The organism is Vermiculatibacterium agrestimuris, from assembly GCF_943193085.1.
In the GTDB taxonomy this organism is placed as follows: domain Bacteria; phylum Bacillota; class Clostridia; order Oscillospirales; family Oscillospiraceae; genus Vermiculatibacterium; species Vermiculatibacterium agrestimuris.
Genome location: NZ_CALPCU010000026.1, coordinates 1 through 25,963, shown reverse-complemented (window position 1 = coordinate 25,963; position 25,963 = coordinate 1). Strand labels below are relative to the sequence as shown.

The window sequence follows — 25,963 nt, the reverse complement described above, 5'->3', positions numbered from 1 at the left end:
GATGGCCGTGGCGCCATCCCCGCCGTTCGTCTCTATTCACAAAATGTTCATATTACATTTGTGTAACTTTTACAAAAAGGCCTTGCTTTTTCTCTGTGGGTGCGATATACTAAACTCGACCTGTAAAGAAAGGAGGTTCCAGTTTGATTTATGAGAGCGATTACCGGGTCGGAGATGTGGACGATATGATCTTCGCCGGCACCACCGTGATCCCCAGTGAGCGGTGATAAATTCAGTTATTTCCACTTCAAGAAAGTTTCCCACACCCTGATGCCGGGTGTGGCTTTTTTGTTTTCTGGGTAAGTTTTCGACTTTTTTAAGAAAAACGCCCGTATTTTGCTATGGATTCCAGGCACAGAATGTGGTATTCTGACTACAGAAAACATAGCGGGAGGCGAGGAACCATGGAAAAGGGCACAGAGCGGAAGGCGTGGCGGGCGACCCTGGCGCTCACCCTTCTTTTCCTGGCTCTGCTGAGCTGGGGCCTATGGCGCTCCGGCTTTTTTCAGGCGATCCGCACCGCCGATGGGATCCAGAGCTACATCCAACGCTTTGCGCCCTATTCCCATCTGGTCTTTTTCCTCATCCAGCTGGCCTCTGTGATCCTGGCCCCCATCCCAAGCAATATCACCGCTGCGGCCGGGGGCATCCTCTTCGGTACGTTCCCCGCCTTTCTCCTCACCGCCGGGGCGGTGATCCTGGGTTCCGCCATCGTTTTTCAGCTGGGCCGCACGCTGGGAAAACCCTTCGTCGAACGGTTTGTCAGCGGCCCAAATCAGGAAAAGTACGGAGAGCTCATCCGCCGCAAGCGGGACAGCTTTCTCTTTCTGGCCTTTCTCTTCCCCTTCTTCCCCGACGATATCCTGTGCATCATGGCCGGACTTACCGAGATCTCCACCCGTCGGTTTCTTCTTTTGGTGATCCTGGCCCGTCCCTGGGGACTGCTGGTGGCCTCCGCCGTGGGCGGCTCAGTGCTCCATATCCCCATCTGGGGCATGATACTGTTGGGCCTGGGCGGCATCCTGCTCTTCGTCCTGGCCATGAAGTACGGCGAGCGCTTTGAAGGGGCGGTCATGGAAAAATTGAAACGCGACCCGTAAGCACTACCGGCCCTGCGGTATATTCCATGCCGCAGGGCTTGATTTTGTCATAACACAGCCCAAAGAGGTCGGTACTCCGCGCCTCCAGAGCGAAGAGGGTCTGGGCCTCCTCGTCCAGCGCTTTGATGTGAGCGCTCTTGGTGAGGACAGGCAGCCCCGCCCTGCGCTTCATCTCCTTCAAAAGCAGCCGGCCCCGTTCGTTGAAGCCCAGTACCCGCAGATAGAGCGGCTGCTCCGGCCGATCCGCGGCGGCGAGCCCCAGAAAGGCCCACAGGGCCAGCCGGCGGATGCGGGCGTGGGCATACCGCTTGGTCTTAGCCAAAGCATAAAACTCCTCCAGGCTCACCGCCCTGGACGCCGCCTTCACCAGTCGGTCGGGCAGTCCCTCCGCCCTGCCGCTGTCGGGGAGGAGGGCAAAATCCTCCCCCTTCATCTGCCGCAGGCGGGCAAGCATCGCCCGCTCTATCCGCTCCATCCGAACCAGTTCCGCCCCTTGCAGGCTTTCGGCCGTCCCCCGGGGCGTATAGCGGGCCACTGCGTCCCACTCCCCTGCCTCGGCCCGCTCCCGCACATAAGAGGCAGAGGCAAAATCCTTTTTCGCGCAGTCACTGTCATGGGAAATCCCTTGCCGCTTAATGGCCATCGATGTCAGCTCTTGCCCTGCCGCCCGGATGTATTCCACGCCCAGGCTGTCATTGGGGCCGCGGAGGAGCGTCGCCGCTTTTCCCACTATCTTTGCGGCCGCCTTCTCTCTTGCGGCCGCAAAGGAGATCCCCTTGTCAAGCTCTGTCTGGAGGGCGGCTCGGTAGTCCTCCCCATCCAAAGTGCGCGCCACTGCGCACAGATCTTCCAATCGTCCGCTCTCACTGCCAAAGGAGAGGATGTCCACTATGCCCGTGGCCTTCAAAACCTCCACCCCGCCCCGGGCAAAACCCTCGGCGGAGGAGATAGCCCAGGGCAGAGGCAGCTCCAGCACCAGATCGGCCCCGCCTCTCAGGGCCAGGCCAGCTCTTGTCCACTTGTCGGTGAGGGCGCACGTCCCCCGCTGTACCCAGTTTCCCGACATGACGCACACAATGGGCGTATCCGCCCCCAGCCGCTGCCGTGTCTCGGCGATATGATAGGCGTGTCCGGTGTGAAATGGATTGTATTCAGCAATGATACCTGCGGCGTTCATGGCGCGCCTCCCTAAACGTTACGATTTTTCTTCTAATTTTCGCAGAAAAACAGTTGTCCTTTTTGAAGAAAAGTTATACAATAAATGTTGGGAAAAATCTTCTTCTTTGTGAAGAAGTTAACACATTTTTCTCTAAATAGCAAGTGCACAATGAAAAAGTTGAAATATCTCATATATTCAAGATAAGGAGTGTCAAAGAATGAAGATCCTCGTAATCAACGCCGGAAGCTCGTCCCTCAAGTATCAGCTCATGGACTCGGTCAGCCACAATGTACTGGCCAAGGGCCTTTGTGAGCGCATTGGCATCGACGGCCGCCTGACCCACAAGGTGCCTGCCAAGGATCTGAAAAAGGAATTCGAGATCCCCATGCCCACACATTCCGAGGCGATCCAGTCCGTGCTGAACGCTCTGGTCTCTCCGGAGCACGGCGTCATTGCCGACGTCAGGGAGATCGACGCGGTGGGCCATCGGGTGGTGCACGGCGGCGAGAGCTTTGCGCAGTCTGTACTCATTACAGAGGATGTGATGAAGGCCATCGAGGACTGCATCCCCCTGGCGCCGCTCCACAACCCCGCCAATATTACCGGCATCCGGGCCTGCCAAAGCGTCATGCCCGGCGTACCCATGGTGGCGGTATTCGACACCGCCTTCCACCAGACCATGCCGGAGAAGGCCTATATCTACGCCCTGCCCTATGAGTACTATGAGAAGGATAAGGTGCGCCGTTACGGCTTCCACGGCACCTCTCACCGGTATGTTGCCGCCCGGTGTGCCGATATGCTGGGCAAGCCCATTGACAAGCTGAAGATCATCACCTGCCATCTGGGCAACGGTTCCTCCGTCTCCGCCGTGGACTGCGGCAAGAGCGTGGACACCTCCATGGGCTTCACACCCCTTGCCGGTCTGCCCATGGGCACCCGTTCCGGCGACCTGGATGCGGGTATTCTCCAGTACTTGATGAACAAGTACGGCTGGAATATCGACGAGGCGCTGAACGTGCTCAATAAAAAGTCCGGTGTGCTGGGCATCTCCGGCGTCTCCTCCGACTTCCGTGACCTGGAGGACGCCGCCGCGAAGAATAACCACCGGGCCATCCTGGCGCTGGAGACCTTCCACTACAACGTCAAAAAGCTCATCGGCGCCTATGCCGCAGCCATGGGCGGCGTGGACGCCATCGTCTTCACCGCCGGTGTGGGCGAGAATGGCCCGGATACCCGCATGGCCATTGCCGGCGGCCTGGAATTTATGGGCGTGAAGATGGACGAGGCCGCCAACAAAGTCCGGGGCAAGGAGACTGTGATCTCTGCCGCCGACTCCAAGGTAAAGGTGCTCCTCATCCCCACCGACGAGGAGCTGATGATCGCCACCGATACCGCCGCCATCGTGGGCAAATAAGAGAAGAAGCAAAAACCGGGGCCTTTCGGCCCCGGTTTTTTAGGCTCCTTTTCCATCCATGCTTTTGTTCAGCCGCTCCACATTATCCTTGACCCCTTTATAGATGAACAGCCAGATCACGGCATATCCCACAAAGAAAACGGCGGTAAAGACCAGGATGGGAACATGGGAATATTTCATCCATCCGTTAAAGAGGTAGATCAGGATATAATCGGCATACAGGATCGCGGCATGGATGAGTGTGGCGGCCATAAGGCTCAGGCGCTCCATCTGATAGACGACGGGGACGCCCCCCGCGATGAAGGCCAGGAGGGTCACGGTGAGGATCCCCCGCACTGCCTCCCCCACCGAGAGGCTGGCGACCACGCCATATTTCTCCAGGAAATAATAGACGATGGCCAGAATAACGGGGCCGCCCCCCGCCGCCATCAGCCCCTTTTGGAAAAACGCTTTTACCAAAGGCTTCATTTGATATCTATCCTTTCCTTGATGCTGCGCAGGCACCTCCGGGACACATAGTTCCAGTCGTCCTCTGTGTACCCTATGATGCGATCCCCGCCCTCCTCCAGGATCAGGGCCTCGATCCGGTCGATGAGCCCGGTGCGCCGGTGAACGACGGCCAGAAGCTCCTCCTCTTTGCTCGGGTCGATCTGCAGGCGAAAGCGCATAGCCTCCTCCCTCCTTTCAAGGTCATTATAGCCTTTTGAAGACAAAAATGCAGAATTTTAAGCCCATCGGTTCCTTTGGCGGGGTGAACGGCAAAACAGGAGGGCGTGACATGCGTCACGCCCTCCTGGCCTATTTCCTATTTTAGCGTCCTTACACGATCCCCTGGGCGATCATGGCGTCGGCCACCTTCAGGAAGCCGGCGATATTAGCGCCTGCCACCAGGTTGCCCTCCATGCCGTACTCCTTAGCCGCGCTGGCCGCAGCGTTGTAGATATTTACCATGATATTGTGGAGCCGCGCGTCCACTTCCTCGAAGCTCCAGCTCAGCCGCAGGGAGTTCTGGCTCATCTCCAGCCCGGAGACCGCCACGCCGCCGGCGTTGGCCGCCTTAGCCGGAGCAAAGAGGATGCCGGCCGCCTGGAATACCGCCACCGCCTCAGGCGTGGAGGGCATATTGGCGCCCTCGGCCACGGCGATACAGCCATTTGCCACCAGGGCCTTGGCCCCTTCCTCGTCCAGCTCGTTCTGGGTGGCGCAGGGCAGCGCCACATCGCACTTCACGCTCCAAATGCCCTTGCAGCCCTCCACATACTTGGCGGAGGGAACGTAGTTGAGGTAAGTCTTGATCCGATCCCGCTTGACCTCCTTGATCTCCTTGATGACCTTGAAGTCGATGCCAGCCTCGTCCACGATATAGCCGTTGGAGTCGCTCATAGCCACCACCTTACCGCCCAGCTGGGTGGCCTTCTGATTGGCGTAGATGGCCACATTGCCGGAGCCGGAAATGACCACCCGCTTGTCCTGGAAGGACTCGCCCTTGGCAGCGAGCATCTCCTTGGTGAAGTAGCACACGCCATAGCCCGTAGCCTCGGTGCGGGTCAGAGAGCCGCCGTAGGTCAGCCCCTTGCCGGTGAGCACCCCGGTGAACTCGTTGCGGATGCGCTTATATTGGCCGAACAGATAGCCGATCTCCCGGCCGCCGACGCCGATATCGCCGGCGGGCACATCAGTAAACTGGCCGATGTGGCGGCAAAGCTCCGTCATGAAAGATTGGCAGAAGCGCATGACCTCAGCGTCGGATTTGCCCTTGGGATCAAAATCACTACCGCCCTTTCCGCCGCCCATGGGCAGCGTGGTCAGGGAGTTTTTCAGCACCTGCTCAAAGCCCAGGAACTTGAGGATGGACAGATTCACGCTGGGATGGAGCCGCAGGCCGCCCTTGTAGGGGCCGATCGCAGAATTGAACTCGATCCGGTAGCCCCGATTGACCTGTACCTTGCCGCTGTCGTCTACCCAGGGCACCCGGAACTGGATGATACGCTCCGGCTCCACCAGCCGCTCAATGATCCCCAGCTTCTCCAGCTCGGGCCGGCGCTCCACCACCGGCTCCAAAGACTCCAGCACCTCCAGTACCGCCTGGAGGAACTCCGGTTCGTGGGCGCTCTTAGCGGAAAGCTGTTCATAGACGCCCTTCAAATACGCGTTTTTCAATGCCATGCTCCATCAAACTCCTTTGCTTAAGGCGGATCTGCCATCATTTGATCTGTCAAATTCATACGCCATACCTGTGCGTTGCCCTTATTATAAACTCTGTCACTGTAAAGCGCAAGAGAAACTTGAGTGACTTGCAAATTTTTCTTTTCCCCCGTGATAAAATATGATACACTCTCCTTGGTGATTACGATGCTCAAACTTCAAAATTTATCTCTCCCGCTGGACTTTGGCCCCGAGGCTCTGCGGCAAAAGGCCGCCAAGCTCTTGGGCATCTCCCCCGCCTCCATAGATCGGGTGCGTCTTCTGCGCCGGTCGGTGGACGCCCGGAAGAAGTCCGACGTACGCTATATCTGCACCATCGCTGTGACCGTGGCGGACGAGGCCGCCCTGCTGCGCCGGGCCCCCTCCGGCGTCACCGCCTGGACGCCGGAGCCCTATGTGTTTCCGCCGGTAAGGCGGCGCTCTCCCCTGCCTCCGGTGGTGGTGGGTATGGGCCCCGCCGGGCTCTTCGCCGCGCTCTTTCTCGCCAGGCATGGCCTTGCCCCTATCGTACTGGAGCGGGGCCGGGCGGTGGAAGAGCGCGCCGGAGACGTGGAGCGCTTCTGGCGCACCGGGGCGCTGTCCGTCACCTCCAATGTACAGTTTGGCGAGGGCGGTGCAGGCACCTTCTCCGACGGCAAGCTCAATACCGGTACCCATGATAAGCGCATCAACGCCGTGCTGGAGGAGTTCGTCCACCACGGAGCGCCGGAGGATATCCTCTGGCAGCAAAAGCCCCATGTGGGCACCGATGTGCTCCGGGGCGTGGTAAGATCCATGCGGGAGGAGCTGCTCTCCCTGGGCTGCGATATCCGCTTTGAGCACCAGCTCACCGGCCTGCGCACAGAGGGCGGGCGCCTGACGGGGATCTATTACGATACGGAGCAGGGGCCGGCGGGCGAGGCGCTGGATTGCGACACTCTGGTTTTGGCCCCGGGCCACTCCGCCCGGGATACCTTCCAGATGCTCTTTGAGGCCGGGATCCCCATGGAGGCCAAACCCTTTGCCATCGGCTGCCGCATCGAGCATGAGCAGGCCGCCATCTCCGAATCTCAGTACGGCCCCGCCTGGCGGAAGCTGCCCCCGGCGGACTATAAACTGGCCTGTCATCTCCCCAATGGACGAAGCGCCTTCACCTTCTGCGTCTGCCCCGGCGGCCAGGTGGTGGCCGCGGAGAGCGGCTACGGCCAGGTGGTCACCAATGGCATGAGCCTGCGCTCCCGGGACGGTAAGAATATCAACGGCGGTTTTCTGGTGGGGATCTCCCCCGCCGATTTCGAGGGAAGCAGCCCTCTGGCCGGCGTGGCTTTCCAGGAGCGGTGGGAGCGTGCGGCCTGGGACTTGGGCTGCGCCGGCGCGCCGCCCATCTTTGAACCGAACAGCGCGATCTTTCATGCCCCTGTCCAAACGGTAGGAGATTTTCTGGTCGGCCGGCCCTCTGCCGCTCTGGGCACGCTCTCCCCTACCTACCGGCCCGGCGTGACACCTGCCAGCCTGGATCGCTGTCTGCCCGCCTTTGTCGCTGACACGCTCCGCTCAGCCCTCCCTCTTTTCCACCGAAAGCTCCATGGCTTTGCTGACGGAGGAGCGGTGCTCACCGGCGTGGAGACCCGCTCCTCCTCCCCGGTTCGCCTGCTTCGCGATGAGGGCTTTCAATCCACCCTTTTGGGCCTCTTCCCCTGTGGGGAAGGCGCGGGCTACGCCGGGGGCATTACCTCCGCCGCCGTAGACGGTATCCGGGTGGCCGAAGCGGTAGCTTCACAGCTATAAGGCACTGTGTTTCGTTGAATAAATTCTCCCCTCTGCCCCAAAATATAGGGTTGAGGGGAGATTTTATTTCCTTTTCCTCTCCCTTGCCCATGGCGTACAATTTGTCAAAGCCCATGCGGAGAAAGGAGAAAGAATAACATGAGCAGAAGAGCATACGAACGAGGCATATCCTATGACAGCGCACGGCAGATCTATTATCTGTACATGGATCTGGGTCGGGATCAGGACGGGCACCGACAACGGCAATACCGTACCTTCAATTCTCTGACAGAGGCCCGAAAAGCCCGGGACGCCCATCTGGCAGACCGGGCCAGGGCGACCCGGATCCCAGATCTCACCCTGACCTTGGACGACTGGCTGGAGGAATGGATGACCGACATCATCATCCCCAACCGGGCGGAGACCACCGTATACGGTTATCAGAAGATCATAGAAAACCACATCTCTCCCTGTTTGGGGGACATTCCTCTTCAAACCCTCTCCCCCAAGGATCTGCAGCATTATTACGCCGAGATGATGCGGGAGAAGGGGCTGTGCGCCAACTCCGTGCGGCGCCACCACGATCTTCTGGCCGCCGCCCTTCACGCCGCCCTGCGGCAGGATCTCATTCTCCGCAGTCCCACAGACCGGGTGGAGCCGCCCCGGGTCATCCCCAAGGAGACCCGGTTCTACACCTCGGAAAGCCTGAAAAAGCTCTATCAGCTTCTGGAGGGGCATTGGCTGGAGACGGCGGTGCACCTGGCCGGCAGCCTGGGGCTGCGCCGGGAGGAGATCTGCGGCCTGCGCTGGGACAGCGTGGACTTTCAGCTTCGGAAGATCCATATTCGGGCCGCCCGGACGGCGGCGGGGGCCAAGATCATTGATAAGGAGACCAAAAACCGCTCCTCTGCCCGCGTTCTTCATATGGGGGACGACATCTTCTCCCTGCTGAAACGGGAACGGCTCCGGCAAAATGAACGAAAGCTGGCTTTGGGCAAGGATTGGCCGGAAAGCGGCCTTGTGGCGGTGGACAATAATGGCAAGCCCTTCTCCCCCAACTGTCTGACCATGAACTTCACTCGCTTCATCCGCACCCATCCGGAGCTGCCGCCCTTAACCTTTCACGGTCTGCGGCACACGTTTGCCACCGTGGCCTCCGCCCAGGGGGCGCCCCTTTTCGATATCGGCAAGGCGCTTGGCCACTCCACCCCCGCCACAACGGGAAAAATCTATACCCATCTGGTGGATCAGCTCCATGCCGAAACGTTGGAGCGGGTCGCCCAGGCCCTTCGCTAAGAGAAAGGCCCCCGAAACGCTGTTTCGGGGGCTTTTCTTTTCACTTAGAGCACTTTCTTCCAAAGTCCGTGAAGATTGCAGTAGGCATACACCGCCAGCGGCTTTTCACCGGCTGTCAGCGCAAATTCTGTTGTAGGCGCCGTATCCGGGCGCAGATCCTTCTTCTGCCAGCCCTGGTCGGTCTCCAGCACCACCCATTCGATCAGGTGCTCCTGAGACATGGGGTGTTCCACCTCCCCCACATTGACGCACACCTTGCTCCCCTCCACTTTTACCAGAGGGACATGCTTTTCCTGGGCCGCATCGGTGACGCCGGGAAGCAGCTCTTGCAGGCCGTCGTCATTGGCGGGGCCCTTGATGCCGCCCAAAACAGTGATGATGTTCCCGTGGTGCTCGCACAGATAGAATTTCATATGATTTCCTCCTTTTTTACCGCTGGATCAGCGGCAGATAGGGCTTGTGACTGCCCACATATTGATAGGCCGGGCGGATGATCTTACCCATATTGATAAGCTCTTCGATGCGGTGAGCGCTCCATCCCGCCACTCTGGCGATGGCAAAGATAGGCGTGTAGAGCTGCAGCGGCAGATCCAGCATGTGATAGACAAAGCCGGAGTAAAAGTCCACGTTGGCGGAAACGCCCTTGTACATCCTCCGGCCTCCGGAGATGATCTCCGGGCCCAGTCGTTCCACCATGGAGTAGAGCTGATATTCCTCCTGCCGCCCCTTCTCCCTGGACAGGGTCTCTACAAAGGAGCGCAGCAGATTGGCTCTGGGATCGGACAGAGAATAGACCGCGTGGCCCATGCCGTAAATGAGGCCCGACCGGTCAAAGCCCTTCTTATCCAGCAGGCCCTGCAGGTAGGCGCGCACCTCATCCTCGTCTTTCCAGTCCCTCACATGGGCCTTCATGTCCTCGAACATCTCCACCACCTTGATGTTGGCGCCGCCATGGCGGGGGCCCTTCAGGGAGGCCAAAGCCGCCGCCATACAGGAGTAGGTGTCAGTGCCGGAGGAGGTGACCACATGGGTGGTAAAGGTGGAGTTGTTTCCTCCGCCGTGCTCGGCATGGAGGGTGAGGCACACATCCAGCACATGCGCCTCCCAGTAGCTATATTCCGAGTTTGGCCGAAGCAGATGCAAAATATTCTCCGCTGCCGACAGTTCCGGCCGCGGGGCGTGGATGTAAAGACTGCTGCCCTCCTTATACTGATAGGCCTGATAGCCGTATACGCTGAGCAGTGGGAATACGGCGATGAGTTGAAGGCACTGGCGCATCACATTGGGCAGAGAGATATCGTCCGCCTTGGGGTCGTAGGACGCCAAATTCAGAACACTCCGGGCCAGAGAGTTCATCACGTCCCCGCTGGGAGCCTTCAGGATCACATCCCGTACAAAATTGTTGGGTAGCGTGCGGTAATAGCCCAGGAGCCTCCGGAACTCCTCCAGCTCTCCCGCAGTGGGCAGATGTCCCAGCAGGAGGAGATAGACGGTCTCCTCAAAGCCGAAGCGTTTTTCCCGCAGAGCCCCCGTCACCAGCTCCTCCACATCGATGCCGCGGAAGTAGAGCTTGCCCTCGCAGGGCACCTCGCTTCCATCGGGAAGTTTGTCCTTGGCGTGGATGTCGGAAATCTCGGTGAGGCCGGCCAAAACGCCCTTGCCGTTCAGATCCCGCAGCCCCCGCTTTACGTCGTATTTGGCATAGTCCCCCGCGTTGATGCGGCTGTGGCGTTTGGCGTCCGAGGCCATGGCCCGCACCTCGGGGAGCATATCGCTATAATTGGGATTAGTTGCCATTTTTACCTCCTTTGTTTCTCATGCCTATTTCTTCGTTCAAATTAAGTTTAGCAGAGAAATGTTTCTATTTTATGAATCGCCGCCCGATCTTTCTTCCCTCTTTTGACCCGCCGGCCGCGAAACCGCCAAAAAGCGCGCAAAAAAGCGGCCCCGCAAAAGGGCCGCTTTCCCGCTTTTTTGATTTAGGACAACAGCAGCTTGTCGTCCGCCTCGTCCGAGCCGGAGACCTCGCTGAACATGGCCAGAAGACGCTCCACTGTCAGCTTTTTCTTATCCTCGCCGGACACATCGATGGCGATCCTGCCCTCGTACATCATGATGAGCCGGTTGCCGTGGGCGATGGCGTCCCGCATGTTGTGGGTGATCATCAGCGTGGTGAGCTTATCCCGCTGTACGATGGTCTCGGTGGTCTCCAGCACCTTGGCCGCCGTTTTGGGATCCAGGGCGGCGGTGTGCTCATCCAGAAGCAGGAGCTTGGGCTTTTTCAACGTCGCCATGAGCAAGGTGAGGGCCTGCCGCTGCCCGCCGGAAAGAAGTCCCACCTTGGAGGTCATCCGATCCTCCAGCCCCAGGCCCAGGGTGGCCAGCAGAGTTCGGTAGGCCTCCCGCTCCGTCTTGTTGATGCCCACCCGCAGCCCTCTCCCCTGCCCCCGGCGGGCGGCCAAGGCCAGGTTTTCCTCGATCTGCATGGTGGCGGCGGTACCCAGCATGGGATCCTGGAATACCCGTCCCACATACTTGGCCCGCTTGTGCTCCGGCAGGTTGGTCACATCCTCCCCGTCGATGGTAATGGTGCCCTGATCCACGGGATAGACTCCGGCCACAGCGTTCATCAGAGTGGATTTGCCCGCTCCATTGCCGCCGATGACGGTGACAAACTCCCCGTCGGCCAGGGTCAGGTCGACGCCTCTGAGTGCCACCTTCTCGTTGACTGTACCGGCGTTGAATGCCTTCCAAATATTCTTGATCTCAAGCATGCTTCACCGCCTCCTTTCGGGCGCCCTTGCCAAAGTACTTGCCCTTCCAGTACGGGACAGCCAGGAACAGAGCGACCACCAGGGCGGTGAGGAGCTTCAGGTCGGTGGACTCCAGGCCCAGGCGGAGCACCAGGGTGATGACCGCATAGTAGATGATGGAGCCAATGGAGGAGGACAGCAGCTTCAGGGCAAAGTTCTGGAACACCTTGCCCAGCAGCACCTCGCCGATGATAACGGCAGCCAACGCGATGGCGATGGCGCCCCGGCCCATGTCAATGGTGGCACTGCCCTGGTACTGGGCCAGCAGTCCGCCGCCCATGGCCACCATACCGTTGGATACCACCAGACCCAGCACCTTGTTCCGGTCGGTATTGATGCCCTGGGCTCTGGCCATATTGGGATTGGCGCCGGTGGCCCGGAGGGAGGCGCCGATCTCCCGGCCAAAGAACCAGTAAAGCAGTGCGATCACCAGCACGGTAAAGACCGCCATCAGCAGAAGGGGATTATTGAGGGCGATCTCACGGACATACCGGGCGGATACCAGCAGGTCGTACTTATCCACGCTCACCGCCAGGGTGGCCTTGGTCTTGGCGGTGTCGCCGATGGCCATAATGCGCAGGTTAACGGAATAGAGGGCCAGTTGGGTCAGGATACCCGACAGGATCGCCGGAATGCCGCATACGGTATGAAAAATTCCGGTAACCAGACCCGCCAACATTCCCGCCAGCACTGCCGCCAGCAGGGCGGCCCAGGGATTCCAGCCCAGGGTGATCCCCAGCGCCGCCACAGCGCCGCCGGTGACCAGGGAGCCATCCACCGTCAGATCCGCGATATCCAAAATGCGGAAGGTGATGTAAACTCCTATGGCGATGATGCCCCAGATCAGCCCCTGCCCTACCGCACCGGGCAGGGAGTTCAAAAATGCCGTCAAGAAATCCAAAGTAATCCCTCCATACGTAAAACAAGCACATTGGACAGTATAGCAAAAAGGAGCGGAAAAGGGAAGCCCTTTTCCGCCCTTTTGCCAAGCTGTAATTTAGTCCTCAATGTCCACGTAGTCCTCCGGGACGGTGACGCCCAGAGCCTCGCAGTTGGCGGCGTTATATTTCTTATCCAGGGTGGTATCAAAGCCGATGGGAGTCTCAGACACCTTCTTTGCGCCGGTGAGGATGTCCACCGCCTGCTGGCCGGTGATCTGGCCCAACTCATAGTAGCTAATGGAGAGGGTCACGCAGCCGCAGCCCTTGCAGATGCCTTCCTCCCCTGCCACTACGGGCATTTTGGCGGGCAGGACGATGTTGGCGATGGTTTCGGTGTTGTTGGCGGCGGCGTTGTCGGTGGGGATATAGAGCACGTCGGAGTTATCCACCGCATTCTGGGTCACAGAGGACAAATCGTTGACATCGGTAAAGGCGTAAGTGGTACATTCATAGCCCATATCCTCCAAATACCCCTTGACTCCCTCTACCTGGAACAGGGAATTGGCCTCACCGGAGCAGTAGAGCAGTCCCACCCGCTTGGCGTCGGGGAACAGGTCGTGGAGCATCTGGGTCTGCTGATCCAGCGGGGCCAGGTCGGAGGTGCCGGAGATGTTGCCGCCCAGCACCTTATCCTCCGTGGTGTCCAGCTCCAGCGCCACGCCGTAGTTGGTGACGGCGGTGCCCAGAATGGGGATGTCGGCGGTAGCGGAAGCGGCGGCGGTGAGGGCGGGGGTGGCGTTGGCCAGGATCAGATCCACCTTCTCGGCCACGAAGCCGTCGATGATGGTGCCGCAGTTGGGCACCTCACCGCCGGCGTTCTGCTCCCTGATCTCCACCTTGTCGCCCAGAGCCTCCTTCAAAGTGTCAATAAACCCCTGTGTAGCCGCGTCCAGCGCGGGATGGGGCGCCAGCTGGCAGATGCCGACCACATACTTATCCTCGGTCTGGGCGGTAGTTCCGCCGCCGCAGGCGGCCAGAGACAGCATCAGGGCCCCGGAAAGGCCCAAAGCCAGTAAATTTTTTCTTTTCATTCCCTATTTCCCCCATTTACTTTAGCGGTTAAAAGCGCTAAATTATTATGTGGCTATTATACCACCCCTCCTCCAAAAGTCAACCTCCAAAACAGAAAAAATCCCGGCAGCCCCGTTCCTTTCTATTGACGAGGCCCTGATTTTGCCGTAGACTAAAAGGAACGGAACAAAAGGAGTGAACCTATGAAGACCATCGGACTGATCGGCGGTATGAGCTGGGAGAGCACTGTCACCTATTATCAGCAACTCAACCGGCTGGTGAAGGAGCAACTGGGCGGCCTCCACTCGGCCAAGATCGTACTGTACAGCGTAGACTTCGAGGAAATTGAGACCTGTCAGTCTGCCGGGGATTGGGACAAAAGCGCCGCCATCCTCGCCGATGGCGCCCGTGCCCTGGAGCGGGCCGGGGCCGAACTGATCCTCATCTGCACCAACACGATGCACAAGGTATATTCTCAGGTTCAAGACGCGGTAAATGTCCCTCTCCTCCATATCGCCGACGCCACTGCCGACGCACTGGAGCGCGCCAACGTCTCCACTGTGGCCTTATTGGGCACCAAGTACACTATGTGCCAGGATTTCTACAAGCGTAAGCTCGTGGATCGGGGTATTCAGGTTCTCATTCCCGGGGAAGCGGATGTGGAGCGGGTCAACCATGTCATCTTCGAGGAACTGTGTCTGGGGGTGCAGAAGCCCCAGTCCAAGGCGGAGTTTCTGCGTATCATAGGAGAGCTGGCTGGGCAGGGCGCCCAGGGGGTCATCCTGGGCTGTACCGAGATCGGCCTGCTCATCGGCCAGGAGGACACCCCCCTCCCCGTCTTTGACACCACCCTCATCCACGCCCGGCGGGCGGCGGAACTGGCGCTGGAGGGCGAGGGAAAAGACTCTTGACAAATGGGCCGAAGCGTTTTAGAATAAGAAAAACGTAATGACGGGAAGAAAGCCTCTGGAACCCCTTCAGAGAGCCGGCGGCAGGTGCGAGCCGGCGGGTCAGTCCTTTGGCATATACTGATCCCCGAGCGGTTCGGCTGAACCCTATCAGTAGGCCGGAACGGAATGACCACGTTACAGGTCTCGGCCTTGTTGGAGGCCATAAGGACTGTCCGGGACGACCGGCAGTCGAATCAGGGTGGTACCGCGTAACTTACGCCCCTGGCCAGAAATGGCCGGGGGCGTTTTTGCACCCCCCGGCAAAAGGAGGAACCAAGCAATGAAGCAAGGTTTTGAAAAGTACATCCCCTTTGTTCCCCTGAAGCGGGACAAGCGCACCTGGCCTGACAAGGAGCTGAAAAAGGCTCCGGTCTGGTGCTCCGTTGACCTGCGGGACGGCAATCAGGCTTTGATCGATCCCATGAACGTGGAGGAGAAGCTGGAGCTGTTCCACACGCTGGTGGACATCGGCGTCAAGGAGATCGAGGTGGGCTTTCCCTCCGCCTCCGAGGTGGAATATGACTTCCTGCGCACCCTCATTGAGGACGGTCATGTCCCCGACGATGTGACCCTTCAGGTGCTGGTACAGGCCCGGCCCCACCTTATCACCCGCACCTTTGAGGCCATCCGGGGGGCCAAGCACGTGATCTTCCACTTCTACAACTCCACCTCTACCCTTCAGCGCAAGGTGGTCTTCCACACCGATGTGGCCGGCGTGAAAAAGATCGCCGTAGACGCCGCGGCGCTTATTTACGACATGGCCCAGAGCGTCATCGCCTCCGGCATGGATCTGCGCTATGAATATTCCCCTGAATCCTTTATGGGCACCGAGATGGACGCTGCTGCGGAGATCTGCGCCGCCGTGCTGGACGCCCTCCACGCCGATGCTGACCACCGGGTCATCCTGAACCTGCCCACCACGGTGGAGAACTGTCTGCCCAACTACTTCGCCGATGAGATCGAGTACTTTATCGAAGCCCTTCCCGGCCGGGAGCGGGCCATCATCTCCCTCCATCCCCACAATGACCGGGGCGAGGGCGTGGCCACCGCCGAGCTGGGCCTTCTGGCCGGCGCAGAGCGGGTGGAGGCCACCCTCTTTGGCAACGGGGAGCGCACCGGCAATGTGGACATGGTGACCCTTGCCCTGAATCTCTTCACCCAGGGCGTTGACCCGGAACTGGATTTTTCCCACATCAACGCCATCCGTGACGTGTATGAACGGTGCACCAAGATGAAGGTGGGCCCCCGGCAACCCTACGTGGGCGAGCTGGTCTTTACCGCCTTCTCCGGCTCCCACCAGGACGCCATCAACAAGGGCACACAATATATGCGGGAAAGCGGCAGCCCCTATTGGGAGATCCCCTACCTGCCCATCGATCCCGCCGATGTGGGCCGGGAGTACGAGCCCATCGTGCGCATCAACTCCCAGTCCGGCAAGGGCGGCGCCGCCTTCGTCATGCAGCAGAACTTCGGTTACGACCTGCCCAAGGCCATGCACCCTGAGTTCGGCCACATCGTCCAGGCCGAGACGGAGCGGGTGGGTACCGAGCTGCAGCCCCAGCGCATCCTGGAGCTGTTCCAGCACAACTATATCGACGCCACCGCCCCCTATCAGCTTATCAAACATGCCTTCCAGGAGACGGTGGACGAACAGGGCAAGTCCCACGTCCGCTTCATCGGCACTCTGTGCCACACCGATACGGTCTTCGAGGTGGACGGTGAGGGCAACGGCCCCATCGACGCCTTCTTCAACGCCATCCACGGCCAGAAAATGGATCGGTTCACCTTCGTGGACTATAAGGAGCACGCCGTCTCCGACGGTTCCGACTCCATGGCGGTGGCCTACATCCAGCTCCGGGATAAAGACGGCAAGGATGTGTTCGGCGTGGGTCTGGATCACAACATTAACCTGGCGCCCCTTCGGGGCATCCTTTCCGCCATCAACCGGGCCTGGATGGCCCGCCACCAGGGCCGTTAAACACCTGGAAACAACCAAAAAGGCTGGGGAAAAGCGATGCTTTTCCCCAGCCTTTTTGAACATATGGTCTCCGGTAAGATCAGCCCAGCCCCAGATCCCGGGTGGCATAGGCGTTCAGGTCGCTTCCCGCCACATGGCCCGCCAGAAGCTCATAATAGCCCTGACTGCCGATCATGGCGCCGTTGTCTCCGCACAGCTTCAAAGGCGGCAGGAAAAGCTTATCTCCGCTGGCCTTGCAGGCTTTTTCCAGGTCGGCGCGAATACGGGAGTTGGCCCCCACTCCGCCGGCCACCGCCACCTTGCCATAGCCCTTCTGACCGGCCGCCTCCATGATCCGCGGCACCAGGATATCGCTGACGGCGGCCTGAAAAGAGGCCGCCAGACCTGGGCCGTCCAGTTCCTCCCCCTTTTGTTCCGCATTGTGGAGCAGGTTCAAAACCGCCGTTTTCAGCCCGGAGAAGGACATATCCAGAGGATGTCCCTCCACATGGGAGCGGGGCAGGACATACTTCTTGTCGTCACCCTCCTGGGCCAGCTTGTCCATGGGGCCGCCGCCGGGATACCCAATGCCCAGCACCCGGGCGGCCTTGTCAAAGCACTCCCCCGCCGCGTCATCCCGTGTGGCGCCCAGCACCTCCATGTCGGTATAGTCCCGCACATCGGCGATGAGGGTGTTCCCCCCTGACACACACAGGCACACAAAGGGGGGCTCCAGATCCGGATGGGCAATGTAGTTGGCGGCAATATGTCCCCGGATATGATGAACGGGAACGAGGGGCACGCCTAAGGCAAGGGCCGCCGACTTGGCAAAGTTCACCCCCACCAGCACCGCCCCGATGAGGCCAGGGGCGTAGCTTACCGCCACGGCGTCAATGTCCCCGCGGGTCAGGCCCGCAGCTTTAAGCGCCTGATCCGCCAAGCCGCCAATGGCCTCCACGTGTTTCCGGGAGGCGATCTCCGGCACCACGCCGCCATAGAGGGTATGCATATCCACCTGGGAGGCAATGGCGTCAGAGAGGACGACACGGCCATCGGCCACCACCGCCACCGCGGTCTCATCGCAGGTGGACTCAAAAGCCAGGATATTCAACTCACTTCACCCCTCCTTCCCAGGGAATGATCACGTGTTTTGCGTAGAAGGACTTATCGGGAAAAGCCTCCCGGTAGAGCTTCCGGGTGACCTCCATCAGGGCTTCGTCGGAGATTTTCGGGCCATAGGCCAAAACCAGGTAGGGCACGCCGAAAATACAGGTGCGAAAGCCCATCTGCCGCAGCCCCGCCCTGGCGTAAAAGCCCAGCCGGCGGCGGCGGAGGGTATCCACCGTCTCATCTCCGGTCTCCGGGATCTCCACCTCGCCAAATACGCCGCCCCCGTCCTTACAGAACCGCTCCAGCATATCCCGCAGCAGCTCCGAGCCGGTGCCCTGATTGCGGATCTCGGGCATGACGGCGAAGTAGTCCAGCATCACATAGCGCTCCCCCGGCGCCCGCCAATAGAGGGCATAGGCCAACAGCTCTCCGTCCTGAAAAAGCCCGTAAGGCTCATACTCGCCCCGTCCCATCATAGCCAGAAGTGCGGACAGGGGTTTAAGCTCATCGGCGGGAAAATCCCGCCGCATATGGACTTCATAGAGACGCTCCAGTTCCTCCTCGGACAACATCAGAAACTTCCGCTCATTCATGAGCATCCTCCTCCCTTTTGAATTCCAGGGTCATAATGATCGCGTCCTCCCTGGGATTTTCGTAGTAATTGTTCCGCCGGCCGACCTGGACAAAGCCGTGCTTCATGTAGAGCTGGATGGCAGGCTCATTAGAGGGCCGCACCTCCAGCGTAAGGAACGCCAGATGCTCCTGACCGAAGCGGACGAATACATCCACCAGGTCATCGGCAATGCCGCCTCCCCGGTAATCCTCCCGAACGGCCACATTGTCGATATACCCCTCGTCCATCACCGCGTGGAGCCCGGCATAGCCCAACACCGCCCCGTCCGGCCGCTGCGCCACAATAAAGGAACAAAGCGGATTGTAAAGCTCCTCCTCCAGAGAGGTCTCCGACCAGGGGTCGGAAAAGCACTCCCGCTCGATCTGTGCGATTTCGGCGATGTGGCTTTTATCCATAGGAACCAGCTTATAGTTTTTCATCCCTTTGCCTCCCCCCAGCTCTTTCCGACAGCGGCGTCCGCCCGCAGGGGCACGGCATAGTGCACCGCATCCTCCATCTCGCGGCTGAGCAGGGTCTTTACCTGCTCCGCCTCCTCCTCCGGACATTCCACAATGAGCTCGTCGTGGACTTGCAGGATGAGCTTTGCCTTCAGACCCGCCTGCTTCATGGCGTTCCGTACCCGGATCATGGCCAGCTTGATCACGTCGGCCGCCGTGCCCTGGATGGGCATATTAAGGGCCACCCGCTCACCGAAGGCGCGCAAGTTGTAGTTGGAGGACTTCAGCTCCGGCAGCCACCGCCGGCGGCCCATAAGGGTCGTCACATATCCTCTGTCCTTGGCTTCCTCCACGATCCGGGTCTGATATCCGGCCACCCCGTCGAAGGTGGTCAGATACCGCTCCATATACTCCTTAGCCTCATAGACCGGCACGTGGATATCCTCTGACAGGGAAAAGGCGGAGATCCCATAGACGATCCCAAAATTCACCGCCTTGGCCCTTCGGCGCATCTCATGGGTGACGTCCTTTGTGTCCACGCCAAAAACCTGGGCCGCGGTAGCAGTGTGGACGTCCTCCCCACTCAAAAACGCCGCCTGCATGGCAGTATCCCCGGCGATGTGGGCCAGAAGCCGCAGCTCGATCTGAGAGTAGTCGGCGTCTACCAGCACATTCCCGGCCGCCGCCACGAACATATACCGCAGCTTGGCCCCCAGCTCAGTGCGCACGGGAATATTCTGCAGATTGGGCTCGGTGGAGGAGAGCCGTCCAGTGGCGGTGACCGTGTTCTGGAAGGAGGTGCGGATGCGTCCGTCCTCCTCGATGACCTTGTCCAGGCCGTCCACGTAGGTAGATTTCAGCTTGGCGTACTGCCGGTATTCTAAAATGAGGTCGATGATATCATGCTGGCCCCGCAGCTTCTCCAGCACCTCCGCGTTGGTGGAATAGCCCGTCTTGGTCTTCTTCACCGGGGGCAGGCCCAGCTTGTCAAAGAGGATATGCCCCAACTGCTGGGTGGAGTTGATATTGAACTGCTCCCCCGCCAACGCATAGATGGCGGCCTCATCCGCCTTGAGCCGCTCGTCCAGCATCTCTCCGAATTGGGCCAGTGCCCTTCGATCCACCAGCACTCCGGCGCGTTCCATCTCGGCCAGCACCGGGCACAAAGGCAGCTCCAGCTCATAGTAGACCTTGTCCAGCGCCAGCTCCTTGAGCTGGGCCGCCATCTCTTCCCACAGGGTACAGACCAACATACAGTGGGCGTGAAGGGCCGCCTCTGCCGCCGTGTGGTCGGCCAAGGGGGCAAAGGCGTCGGCCGCAAGATAGTCTTTGGCCTTGGGGTACTCCTGATGGAACCGGGCCATGCCCAGCTTGTCCAGCTCATAGCTGCCGTCGGTAGGCGAGAGAAGATAGGCCGCCAGCTCCGTGTCAAAAAGGAAGCCCCCGGTGGACAGCCCCTCACCCAGAAGGGAATTCATCAGATCCTTTACCCGGTGGGAAACCTTCTTCACCCTTTCGGAAAAAAGGGTCTTCAAAAAATCATTGTACCCCGGTACCCGATCCGGGAAAAAGAGCGCGGTGCGGAAATCCTCCCCGCTCTCCCAGCACCCCACCGCCAAGCCGTTCAGGTCGGGCAGCGCCAGCACGCCCACCCAGGGGGCTTTTTCATAGAGGGCCAAGAGGGCCTCTGTACGCTCGTTTCCCTCCACCGTCTCGGCGTTACACGTACCAGAAAAAACCGTCTCCTCTCCGCGCACTTCACCCTGAGGGCCTTTCAGTCCCAGCCGGTCAATGAGCTTCGCAAACTCCAGCCGGAGCAGCAGCTCGTAAAGCTCCCCCTCCTTTGCCGGTCTCCGGACGGCTTCCTCCGGCTGAAAGCCGATAGGGGCGTCGGTGTGGATGGTGGCCAGGTCATAGCTCATCCGGGCGTCCGCCTCTCCCTCAGAGAGCTTTTTCACAACGCCGGGCTTGGCGGGGGTACCGGGGGCCTGGCAGATATCGGGCATATGGTCATAGAGGTGGCCGATGGAGCCATAGAGCTGGATGAGCCCCATGGCGGTCTTCTCCCCCACCCCCTTCACGCCGGGGATATTGTCGGAGGAATCTCCCATGAGGGCCTTCAGATCGATGATGTGAATGGGGTCGAAGCCATACTCCTCCCGAAAGGCTGCCGGGGTCATGTCCCGGGTGGTAGTCTGACCCATACGGGAGGTCACCAGCTTCACCGTCACATGGTCGGTGATAAGCTGGAGGGAATCCTTGTCTCCCGTTACGACCACCGTCTCCCAGCCTGCGGCTTCGTCGATGCGGGCGATGGTACCGATCAGGTCGTCGGCCTCCCACCCCTCCAGCTCATACCGGGGGATGGACATGGCGTCCAACACCTCCCGGATAATGGGCAGCTGAGCCGCCAGCTCCTCCGGCATGGGCTTGCGCTGGGCCTTATAGCCCTCGTAGGCCAAGTGCCGGAAGGTGGGCGCCTTCAGGTCGAAGGTACAGCACAGGGCCTCCGGCTTCTCCTCCTCCACCAGCTTCAGCAGAATGTTGAGAAAGCCGAACACGGCGTTGGTGGGGATCCCGTCCCGGGTAGACAGGGGCCTGACCCCATAAAAGGCCCGATTCAGGATGGAATTGCCGTCAATGACCATGAGCTTCATAAAAAGCCCTCCTTGAAAGGGACATAAAATTTCAAAATACAGTATACCAGCTTTCCCCTATGAGGGCAAGAAAAACCGCCCCGTTTCCGGGGCGGCCTCTCAATTTTTCCTTATTTCTCTGTGGCGCTCTTCACAATGACAGTGCCGCTGTCGCCGGCGGTGACCTCATAGGTGGACATCCCTTCGCCCTCTGTGAGTACCTCCGCTCCCTTCACATCGGTGATAATATTGTAGTTATGAAGGTCCTGCCCATCGCCGTCGGTAGTCACCTTGTAGACTGTGCCGCCCTGAACATCCTCGTGTTCGGTGGAATAGCTCACCGACATTCCGTCATCGCTGTAAGTGGTGACGGTGGCCACGCCGTTCTCATCCACCGCCACCTGGAAGCCGTCCCCCTCGTAGAGGTATCCGCCCTCCCGGGCCAGAGCGTCGGTGACGTCGGTCTCCTCTCCGTCCACGATCAGGATGGAGCGGCCCTCCCGCTCCTCCACAGCCACGCTGGGGAGCTTGAGCCCGGCGGCGTCGCTGGTGACAGTCACAAAAACGGTGGCGAAGAACTCCTGCACCGCAGGGAGCTCGGCGGCACTGGCGGTAATGCCCAGAGCGGCCACCATCGCGGCGGCCAGCATCGCCACCCGGGCGGGACGGCGGACGGTCGTTTTCTTACTATTTTCAGTCATAGTGATCATCTCCTCGATTTTCTCTGTGTCCAGGGCCAGCATGTCGCAGGCCTCACGGTACGATCTGGGGTCGAACATGGCCTGTTCCCTCCTCTTCTTCGGTCAGCGTATATTTCAATTTTGCCCGGGCCCTTTGCAGCCGGGTTTGAACGGTGGATGGATTGCTTCCCAATATCCGGGCAGTTTCCTTGACGGAGCAGCCCTCATAGTAGTAGAGATAGACCGGCAGCCGGTATTTGGTCTCCAGCGCCATCACTGCCTCCAACACACCGGCGTCCTCTCCCTCCGGGGCCGGGCCGTCCCAGTCCTCCAGGGACACCGTTCGCCGCCGCCAGGCAGAGCGGAGCACCTTTCGGCTCTCATTCACTGTCACCCGGAGCAGCCAGTGCTTTAAATGCTCCGGGCCCTCAAAGGGCGGGGCGCTCTGGTAGAGCCGCAGCAGGACTGTCTGGGTCACGTCCTCCGCCTCGGAATGGTCTTTCACCGCGTGACAGGCCACCCGGTAGACCGTGTTGGCATAGTCCCGAACAGCCTGTTCAAATGCTTCGTCGGTCATGTTGGCCCCCCTTTCATGGGTCTTGGAAAGCGCTTTCACTGAGAATACCCCGCAGAGGGGCAAAAAATCTCAACCCGGATGAAATTTTTTTGAAAAAATGGAGGGCCGCTCAAAAGCGGCCCTCCAAATGTAAGGTTATGTCTTATCCTGCATATGTCCCAGCGGAATGTAGACGGTCAAAACCATGGTAATAAAGCAGGCGAATCCACCCACCACGTTGGAGACCGGCTCCGCCATGAACACCCCGTCCACCCCCAGCCCTATCCTGGGCAGAAGCACCGTCAGCGGGGCCACGATCACCGCCTTGCGAAACAGAGAGAAAAATATGGCAGTCTTAGAGCGGTTGAGCGCTACCGTGATGGACTGGGTGGTCTGTTGAAAGGCCTGGCAGAAAAAGGCGGCAAAATAGATGCGAAAGGCCGGTACTCCCGCCGCTAAAAGCTCCGGCTCGCTGTTGAACACGTGGATAAAAATATGGGGAAAACACATCACCAATATCCACGCCAGCGTCGTGTAGCCGATCCCCGAGGCCTCGGTAAAACGGATCCCCTCCCGCACCCGGTTGTACCGCTTGGCGCCGTAATTATAGCCAAGCACCGGCTGCGCACCGTTCGTGATCCCCACCAGAGGCGCGGTCACCACCTCCCGCACTGAGTTGATGACCGTCATTACACTGACGTAAATGTCGCCGCCCACGCTCTGGAGGGTAGCGTTGCACAGCGCCTGGACAAGAGAGTTTGTCATGGCCATAACAAAACTGGAAAAGCCCAATGCCAGGATCTGGCGCACCCGTCGCCACTGCAGGCTTAGGGCGGAACGTCGCAGATGCAGCAACGCTCTGGGCCCTGTGAGGAATCGGAGCACCCAAACCGCCGAGCACCCCTGGGAGATAACTGTGGCAATAGCCGCGCCCCGAACCCCCATCTGGAACAAGAAAATAAAGATGGGATCGAGGATCAGATTCATTACCGCGCCCAGAGTCACCGTCATCATCCCCACTCGACCAAAGCCTTGGGCATTGATGAAAGGATTCATTCCCAGACCAATCATAACAAAAAGAGTGCCACAGGCATAAATGGTAAGGTAGGCATCCGCATAGGGGAAAGTCTCGTCGCTGGCACCAAAAAGATAGAGGATCTGCCCCTTGAAGAGGAGCACCACCGTTGTGAGAACCGCCCCAAAAATGAGAAGAAGCGTAAAGGAATTTCCCATTACATTTTCCGCCTCTTCATTCTCCCCCCTCCCCCGGTGGATGGAGCACAGAGGCCCGCCACCCATACCACAGAGGTTGGCAAAGCCAATGAGAACGGAGATGACGGGCAGGCACAGGCCCAATCCGGTGATAGCCAGTCGGCCAACTCCTTCCAACCGCCCCAAATAGACCCGGTCGACGATATTATACAGGATATGGATAAGCTGGGCCGCCGTCATTGGGACGGCCATGGATAAAATATTTTTTGACATCCTTCCCTGAGAAAAGTCGTTCTGGGGCATTCTTTCACCTCCTTGTGCCATTATGCGGCCCTTTGCTTTATCCCTTCAACATATCGCTGAATTCTTTCAGCTCCTGCCTCTTTTCCTTGGACAGGGCATTATATTCCGTATTCTGGATCGCTCCTTCCAAAACATAGAGATGAACCAGGCACATATTGGGATAGAGAGTTTTCAGCCGCCGATAGCTCTCCTTCGCGCCGACGGCCATAAGCTCCTCCGCCGAATGGATATCCACCGAAAACAGCTTTCGCTTCATCTCTTTGCCAATGTTCATCATAGATGTCAATTCTGCCATAGGATCCTCCCTCTGACTCCTATAACGAAAAAAGAGACGATTTCTAACTGAAATCGTCTCTTTTCATCGCTTTTTACTTGCTTAACCCAGGGCCTTCTTGGCGATCTCAGTGAGCTGGGTAAAGGCGTGTTTGTCGTTGACAGCCATCTCGGCCAGCATCTTGCGGTTGATGGCAACACCGGCCTTCTTCAGGCCGTTGACGAAGGTGGAGTAGTTCATCCCGTTCATCTTGCAGCCCGCGGAGATGCGGGTGATCCACAGGGAACGGAAGTCACGCTTCTTCAGCCGACGTCCTACGTAGGCGTACTTCAGGGACTTCATCACCTGCTCGTTGGCCATCTTGAAGTGCTTGCTCTTCGCGCCCCAGTAGCCCTTGGCCAGCTTCAGGATCTTATTTCTGCGCTTGCGCGTCATCATCGCGCCTTTCACTCTTGCCATTTTAGAAACCTCCTAAATCTCAGTAACGATCAAAATTATTTGTAAGGGATCATGCGCTTGATGGTGGCCGCGTTGGTCACATCAGCGTAAGCGCCCTTGCGGAGGCCTCTCTTCCGCTTGGTGTCCTTCCCGTGCCCGTTGAGCAGGTGGGACTTAAAGGCGTGGGCCCGCTTGACCTTGCCGGTCTTGGTCAGGTTAAATCTTTTCTTCGCCCCGGTATGGGTCTTCAATTTCGGCATAGTGATTTCTCCTTTATCGTAAATATCGGCTTGCTTACTTCTTGCTGTCCTTGGCCACTTTGGCGCTGAGGAAGATGGACATATGCCGGCCATCCAGCTTGGGCTCCTTGTCCAGGATGGCCACATCGGCACACTGCTCGGCGAACTTCAGCAACAGCTCCTTGCCGATCTCCGTGTGCGCCATTTCCCGGCCCCGGAAACGCACGGTCACCTTTACCCGGTCGCCCTCGGCCAAAAACTTCTGGGCGTTGCGGAGCTTGACGTTAAAATCGTTGATGTCGATGCTGGGGGACATCCGTACTTCCTTGATCTCCACCACGTGCTGGTTCTTCTTGGCCTCTTTCTCCCGCTTGGTCTGCTCGAACTTAAACTTTCCGTAGTCCATGAGCTTGCACACGGGAGGTACGGCATTGGGAGAGATCTTCACCAGATCCAGGTTGGCCTCTTCCGCCTTTTCCAGCGCCTCTTTCGCGGACATGATGCCCAGCTGTTCGCCCTCGGCGGAGACCAGACGCACTTCCTTGTCCCGGATCTCCTCGTTGATCTGATGGCCCTGTTTGCTGCTGATATGAACGCACCTCCTTCGGGTTCCCTCTTAACACACGAGCACAAAAAAAGCAGAGCCTTACGGCTCCGCGCAACATGACACAACAACGCCGGTATTCCGGCGAGTACTTTCCATGTTGACCCCTTCGCCTGCGGCGGGAGGTGAGGACGAAACCGTTCCTTCTTTATTGTGCTTTGATAGTATAACAGTCTCCCCCGTCATTGTCAAGCATTATTTTGCCTCTGGATCCCGCCGGAAAGAAACGGGCCGGAGCAACGCTCCGG

General features: G+C 59.1%; 26 protein-coding genes and 1 other annotated feature. Of the genes, 6 read left to right on the top strand and 20 right to left on the bottom strand.

The annotated features are described in order from the left end of the window. Window positions 1-404: 404 nt before the first annotated feature. Entirely contained in the window at window positions 405-1,100 is a 696-nt protein-coding gene (locus NFR87_RS08810) for a TVP38/TMEM64 family protein (RefSeq protein ID WP_251448996.1), read from the top strand. Here NFR87_RS08810 and NFR87_RS08805 read toward each other — a convergent pair. Then, window positions 1,072-2,277 (bottom strand): tRNA(Met) cytidine acetate ligase, encoded by a 1,206-nt coding sequence (locus tag NFR87_RS08805; protein WP_251448995.1) that lies wholly within the window; start codon window positions 2,275-2,277, stop codon window positions 1,072-1,074. The two genes, NFR87_RS08810 and NFR87_RS08805, sit on opposite strands and share 29 nt — an antisense overlap. Window positions 2,278-2,476: 199 nt before the next feature. Here NFR87_RS08805 and NFR87_RS08800 point away from each other — a divergent pair, with 199 nt between their 5' ends. After that, window positions 2,477-3,673, top strand: coding sequence for an acetate/propionate family kinase (locus tag NFR87_RS08800; RefSeq protein ID WP_251448994.1), 1,197 nt, complete (start codon window positions 2,477-2,479; stop codon window positions 3,671-3,673). A 39-nt stretch (window positions 3,674-3,712) separates the two neighbouring features. On the opposite strand, the gene NFR87_RS08795 is transcribed toward NFR87_RS08800, so the two are convergent. The 3 genes from NFR87_RS08795 to gdhA all read right to left on the bottom strand — a co-directional run bounded on the left by NFR87_RS08795 (window position 3,713) and on the right by gdhA (window position 5,839). Beyond that, entirely contained in the window at window positions 3,713-4,141 is a 429-nt protein-coding gene (locus NFR87_RS08795) for a DUF3021 domain-containing protein (RefSeq protein ID WP_251448993.1), read from the bottom strand. After that, entirely contained in the window at window positions 4,138-4,341 is a 204-nt protein-coding gene (locus tag NFR87_RS08790) for a hypothetical protein (protein WP_251448992.1), read from the bottom strand. Before NFR87_RS08790 ends, NFR87_RS08795 begins: the two co-directional genes overlap by 4 nt. Window positions 4,342-4,492: 151 nt before the next feature. After that, entirely contained in the window at window positions 4,493-5,839 is a 1,347-nt protein-coding gene (gdhA, locus tag NFR87_RS08785; RefSeq protein WP_251448991.1) for an NADP-specific glutamate dehydrogenase, read from the bottom strand. Window positions 5,840-6,025: 186 nt separating this feature from the next. Between gdhA and NFR87_RS08780 the strand changes: the two genes are divergently transcribed. Together NFR87_RS08780 and NFR87_RS08775 are read left to right on the top strand one after the other, a co-directional pair. Beyond that, entirely contained in the window at window positions 6,026-7,645 is a 1,620-nt protein-coding gene (locus NFR87_RS08780; protein ID WP_251448990.1) for an NAD(P)/FAD-dependent oxidoreductase, read from the top strand. A 138-nt stretch (window positions 7,646-7,783) separates the two neighbouring features. Continuing rightward, window positions 7,784-8,920, top strand: a complete 1,137-nt coding sequence (locus NFR87_RS08775) for a tyrosine-type recombinase/integrase (RefSeq protein ID WP_251448989.1) — start codon at window positions 7,784-7,786, stop codon at window positions 8,918-8,920. Between the two features lie 44 nt (window positions 8,921-8,964). Here NFR87_RS08775 and NFR87_RS08770 read toward each other — a convergent pair whose 3' ends face one another. The 5 genes from NFR87_RS08770 to NFR87_RS08750 all read right to left on the bottom strand — a co-directional run bounded on the left by NFR87_RS08770 (window position 8,965) and on the right by NFR87_RS08750 (window position 13,705). Beyond that, window positions 8,965-9,333, bottom strand: coding sequence for a desulfoferrodoxin family protein (locus NFR87_RS08770; RefSeq protein WP_251448988.1), 369 nt, complete (start codon window positions 9,331-9,333; stop codon window positions 8,965-8,967). Window positions 9,334-9,349: 16 nt separating this feature from the next. Further along, the gene (locus tag NFR87_RS08765; protein ID WP_251448987.1) at window positions 9,350-10,717 is read right to left on the bottom strand and encodes a citrate/2-methylcitrate synthase; all 1,368 of its coding nucleotides are present in this window, start codon (window positions 10,715-10,717) and stop codon (window positions 9,350-9,352) included. A 182-nt stretch (window positions 10,718-10,899) separates the two neighbouring features. Then, window positions 10,900-11,694, bottom strand: a complete 795-nt coding sequence (locus tag NFR87_RS08760; RefSeq protein WP_251448986.1) for an ABC transporter ATP-binding protein — start codon at window positions 11,692-11,694, stop codon at window positions 10,900-10,902. Further along, window positions 11,687-12,634, bottom strand: a complete 948-nt coding sequence (locus NFR87_RS08755) for an ABC transporter permease (protein WP_251448985.1) — start codon at window positions 12,632-12,634, stop codon at window positions 11,687-11,689. Before NFR87_RS08755 ends, NFR87_RS08760 begins: the two co-directional genes overlap by 8 nt. Window positions 12,635-12,730: 96 nt before the next feature. Further along, complete coding sequence (locus tag NFR87_RS08750) at window positions 12,731-13,705, bottom strand: ABC transporter substrate-binding protein (RefSeq protein ID WP_251448984.1); 975 nt, start codon at window positions 13,703-13,705, stop codon at window positions 12,731-12,733. Window positions 13,706-13,888: 183 nt separating this feature from the next. On the opposite strand from NFR87_RS08750, the gene NFR87_RS08745 reads away from it, so the two are divergent. Continuing rightward, window positions 13,889-14,596, top strand: coding sequence for an aspartate/glutamate racemase family protein (locus NFR87_RS08745; RefSeq protein WP_251448983.1), 708 nt, complete (start codon window positions 13,889-13,891; stop codon window positions 14,594-14,596). Between the two features lie 28 nt (window positions 14,597-14,624). After that, window positions 14,625-14,862 (top strand) — a binding site (T-box leader). Between the two features lie 53 nt (window positions 14,863-14,915). After that, window positions 14,916-16,613 (top strand): 2-isopropylmalate synthase, encoded by a 1,698-nt coding sequence (locus tag NFR87_RS08740; protein ID WP_251448982.1) that lies wholly within the window; start codon window positions 14,916-14,918, stop codon window positions 16,611-16,613. 79 nt (window positions 16,614-16,692) lie between these two features. On the opposite strand, the gene tsaD is transcribed toward NFR87_RS08740, so the two are convergent. The 11 genes from tsaD to infC form a co-directional block, all read right to left on the bottom strand. Beyond that, a complete protein-coding gene (gene tsaD, locus NFR87_RS08735) occupies window positions 16,693-17,703 on the bottom strand; it encodes a tRNA (adenosine(37)-N6)-threonylcarbamoyltransferase complex transferase subunit TsaD (protein ID WP_251448981.1) in 1,011 nt (336 codons plus the stop codon). A gap of 1 nt (window position 17,704) precedes the next feature. Further along, window positions 17,705-18,295 (bottom strand): GNAT family N-acetyltransferase, encoded by a 591-nt coding sequence (locus NFR87_RS08730; RefSeq protein ID WP_251448980.1) that lies wholly within the window; start codon window positions 18,293-18,295, stop codon window positions 17,705-17,707. Then, window positions 18,288-18,755, bottom strand: coding sequence for a ribosomal protein S18-alanine N-acetyltransferase (gene rimI, locus NFR87_RS08725; protein ID WP_251448979.1), 468 nt, complete (start codon window positions 18,753-18,755; stop codon window positions 18,288-18,290). The genes NFR87_RS08730 and rimI overlap by 8 nt, the downstream gene beginning before the upstream one ends. Beyond that, window positions 18,752-21,430, bottom strand: a complete 2,679-nt coding sequence (polA, locus tag NFR87_RS08720) for a DNA polymerase I (protein WP_251448978.1) — start codon at window positions 21,428-21,430, stop codon at window positions 18,752-18,754. Before polA ends, rimI begins: the two co-directional genes overlap by 4 nt. Window positions 21,431-21,540: 110 nt before the next feature. Then, window positions 21,541-22,188, bottom strand: a complete 648-nt coding sequence (locus tag NFR87_RS08715; protein ID WP_251448977.1) for a hypothetical protein — start codon at window positions 22,186-22,188, stop codon at window positions 21,541-21,543. Then, the gene (locus tag NFR87_RS08710; RefSeq protein WP_251448976.1) at window positions 22,163-22,666 is read right to left on the bottom strand and encodes an RNA polymerase sigma factor; all 504 of its coding nucleotides are present in this window, start codon (window positions 22,664-22,666) and stop codon (window positions 22,163-22,165) included. Before NFR87_RS08710 ends, NFR87_RS08715 begins: the two co-directional genes overlap by 26 nt. 135 nt (window positions 22,667-22,801) lie before the next feature. Then, window positions 22,802-24,160: an MATE family efflux transporter gene (locus NFR87_RS08705; RefSeq protein ID WP_251448975.1), complete on the bottom strand. Its 1,359-nt coding sequence runs from the start codon at window positions 24,158-24,160 to the stop codon at window positions 22,802-22,804. A gap of 37 nt (window positions 24,161-24,197) precedes the next feature. Then, a complete protein-coding gene (locus tag NFR87_RS08700; protein WP_251448974.1) occupies window positions 24,198-24,455 on the bottom strand; it encodes a TfoX/Sxy family DNA transformation protein in 258 nt (85 codons plus the stop codon). A gap of 81 nt (window positions 24,456-24,536) precedes the next feature. Beyond that, a complete protein-coding gene (gene rplT, locus NFR87_RS08695; protein ID WP_251448973.1) occupies window positions 24,537-24,893 on the bottom strand; it encodes a 50S ribosomal protein L20 in 357 nt (118 codons plus the stop codon). Window positions 24,894-24,928: 35 nt separating this feature from the next. Beyond that, complete coding sequence (rpmI, locus tag NFR87_RS08690) at window positions 24,929-25,132, bottom strand: 50S ribosomal protein L35 (RefSeq protein ID WP_251448972.1); 204 nt, start codon at window positions 25,130-25,132, stop codon at window positions 24,929-24,931. A 34-nt stretch (window positions 25,133-25,166) separates the two neighbouring features. Further along, window positions 25,167-25,700: a translation initiation factor IF-3 gene (gene infC / locus NFR87_RS08685; protein ID WP_251448997.1), complete on the bottom strand. Its 534-nt coding sequence runs from the start codon at window positions 25,698-25,700 to the stop codon at window positions 25,167-25,169. Window positions 25,701-25,963 lie beyond the last annotated feature (263 nt).

What these genes read in the sequence shown, in the direction of transcription:
- NFR87_RS08770 (WP_251448988.1), bottom strand. Translation starts at nt 9,333, where the DNA reads ATGAAATTCTATCTGTGCGAGCACCACGGGAACATCATCACTGTTTTG.
- NFR87_RS08765 (WP_251448987.1), bottom strand. Translation starts at nt 10,717, where the DNA reads ATGGCAACTAATCCCAATTATAGCGATATGCTCCCCGAGGTGCGGGCC.
- NFR87_RS08780 (WP_251448990.1), top strand. Translation starts at nt 6,026, where the DNA reads ATGCTCAAACTTCAAAATTTATCTCTCCCGCTGGACTTTGGCCCCGAG.
- rimI (WP_251448979.1), bottom strand. Translation starts at nt 18,755, where the DNA reads ATGAAAAACTATAAGCTGGTTCCTATGGATAAAAGCCACATCGCCGAA.
- NFR87_RS08750 (WP_251448984.1), bottom strand. Translation starts at nt 13,705, where the DNA reads ATGAAAAGAAAAAATTTACTGGCTTTGGGCCTTTCCGGGGCCCTGATG.
- NFR87_RS08795 (WP_251448993.1), bottom strand. Translation starts at nt 4,141, where the DNA reads ATGAAGCCTTTGGTAAAAGCGTTTTTCCAAAAGGGGCTGATGGCGGCG.
- NFR87_RS08715 (WP_251448977.1), bottom strand. Translation starts at nt 22,188, where the DNA reads ATGTTCGACCCCAGATCGTACCGTGAGGCCTGCGACATGCTGGCCCTG.
- NFR87_RS08710 (WP_251448976.1), bottom strand. Translation starts at nt 22,666, where the DNA reads ATGACCGACGAAGCATTTGAACAGGCTGTTCGGGACTATGCCAACACG.
- NFR87_RS08800 (WP_251448994.1), top strand. Translation starts at nt 2,477, where the DNA reads ATGAAGATCCTCGTAATCAACGCCGGAAGCTCGTCCCTCAAGTATCAG.
- NFR87_RS08740 (WP_251448982.1), top strand. Translation starts at nt 14,916, where the DNA reads ATGAAGCAAGGTTTTGAAAAGTACATCCCCTTTGTTCCCCTGAAGCGG.
- NFR87_RS08790 (WP_251448992.1), bottom strand. Translation starts at nt 4,341, where the DNA reads ATGCGCTTTCGCCTGCAGATCGACCCGAGCAAAGAGGAGGAGCTTCTG.
- rpmI (WP_251448972.1), bottom strand. Translation starts at nt 25,132, where the DNA reads ATGCCGAAATTGAAGACCCATACCGGGGCGAAGAAAAGATTTAACCTG.
- polA (WP_251448978.1), bottom strand. Translation starts at nt 21,430, where the DNA reads ATGAAGCTCATGGTCATTGACGGCAATTCCATCCTGAATCGGGCCTTT.
- NFR87_RS08760 (WP_251448986.1), bottom strand. Translation starts at nt 11,694, where the DNA reads ATGCTTGAGATCAAGAATATTTGGAAGGCATTCAACGCCGGTACAGTC.
- NFR87_RS08775 (WP_251448989.1), top strand. Translation starts at nt 7,784, where the DNA reads ATGAGCAGAAGAGCATACGAACGAGGCATATCCTATGACAGCGCACGG.
- NFR87_RS08700 (WP_251448974.1), bottom strand. Translation starts at nt 24,455, where the DNA reads ATGGCAGAATTGACATCTATGATGAACATTGGCAAAGAGATGAAGCGA.
- NFR87_RS08745 (WP_251448983.1), top strand. Translation starts at nt 13,889, where the DNA reads ATGAAGACCATCGGACTGATCGGCGGTATGAGCTGGGAGAGCACTGTC.
- NFR87_RS08810 (WP_251448996.1), top strand. Translation starts at nt 405, where the DNA reads ATGGAAAAGGGCACAGAGCGGAAGGCGTGGCGGGCGACCCTGGCGCTC.
- NFR87_RS08805 (WP_251448995.1), bottom strand. Translation starts at nt 2,277, where the DNA reads ATGAACGCCGCAGGTATCATTGCTGAATACAATCCATTTCACACCGGA.
- NFR87_RS08705 (WP_251448975.1), bottom strand. Translation starts at nt 24,160, where the DNA reads ATGCCCCAGAACGACTTTTCTCAGGGAAGGATGTCAAAAAATATTTTA.
- gdhA (WP_251448991.1), bottom strand. Translation starts at nt 5,839, where the DNA reads ATGGCATTGAAAAACGCGTATTTGAAGGGCGTCTATGAACAGCTTTCC.
- NFR87_RS08730 (WP_251448980.1), bottom strand. Translation starts at nt 18,295, where the DNA reads ATGAATGAGCGGAAGTTTCTGATGTTGTCCGAGGAGGAACTGGAGCGT.
- rplT (WP_251448973.1), bottom strand. Translation starts at nt 24,893, where the DNA reads ATGGCAAGAGTGAAAGGCGCGATGATGACGCGCAAGCGCAGAAATAAG.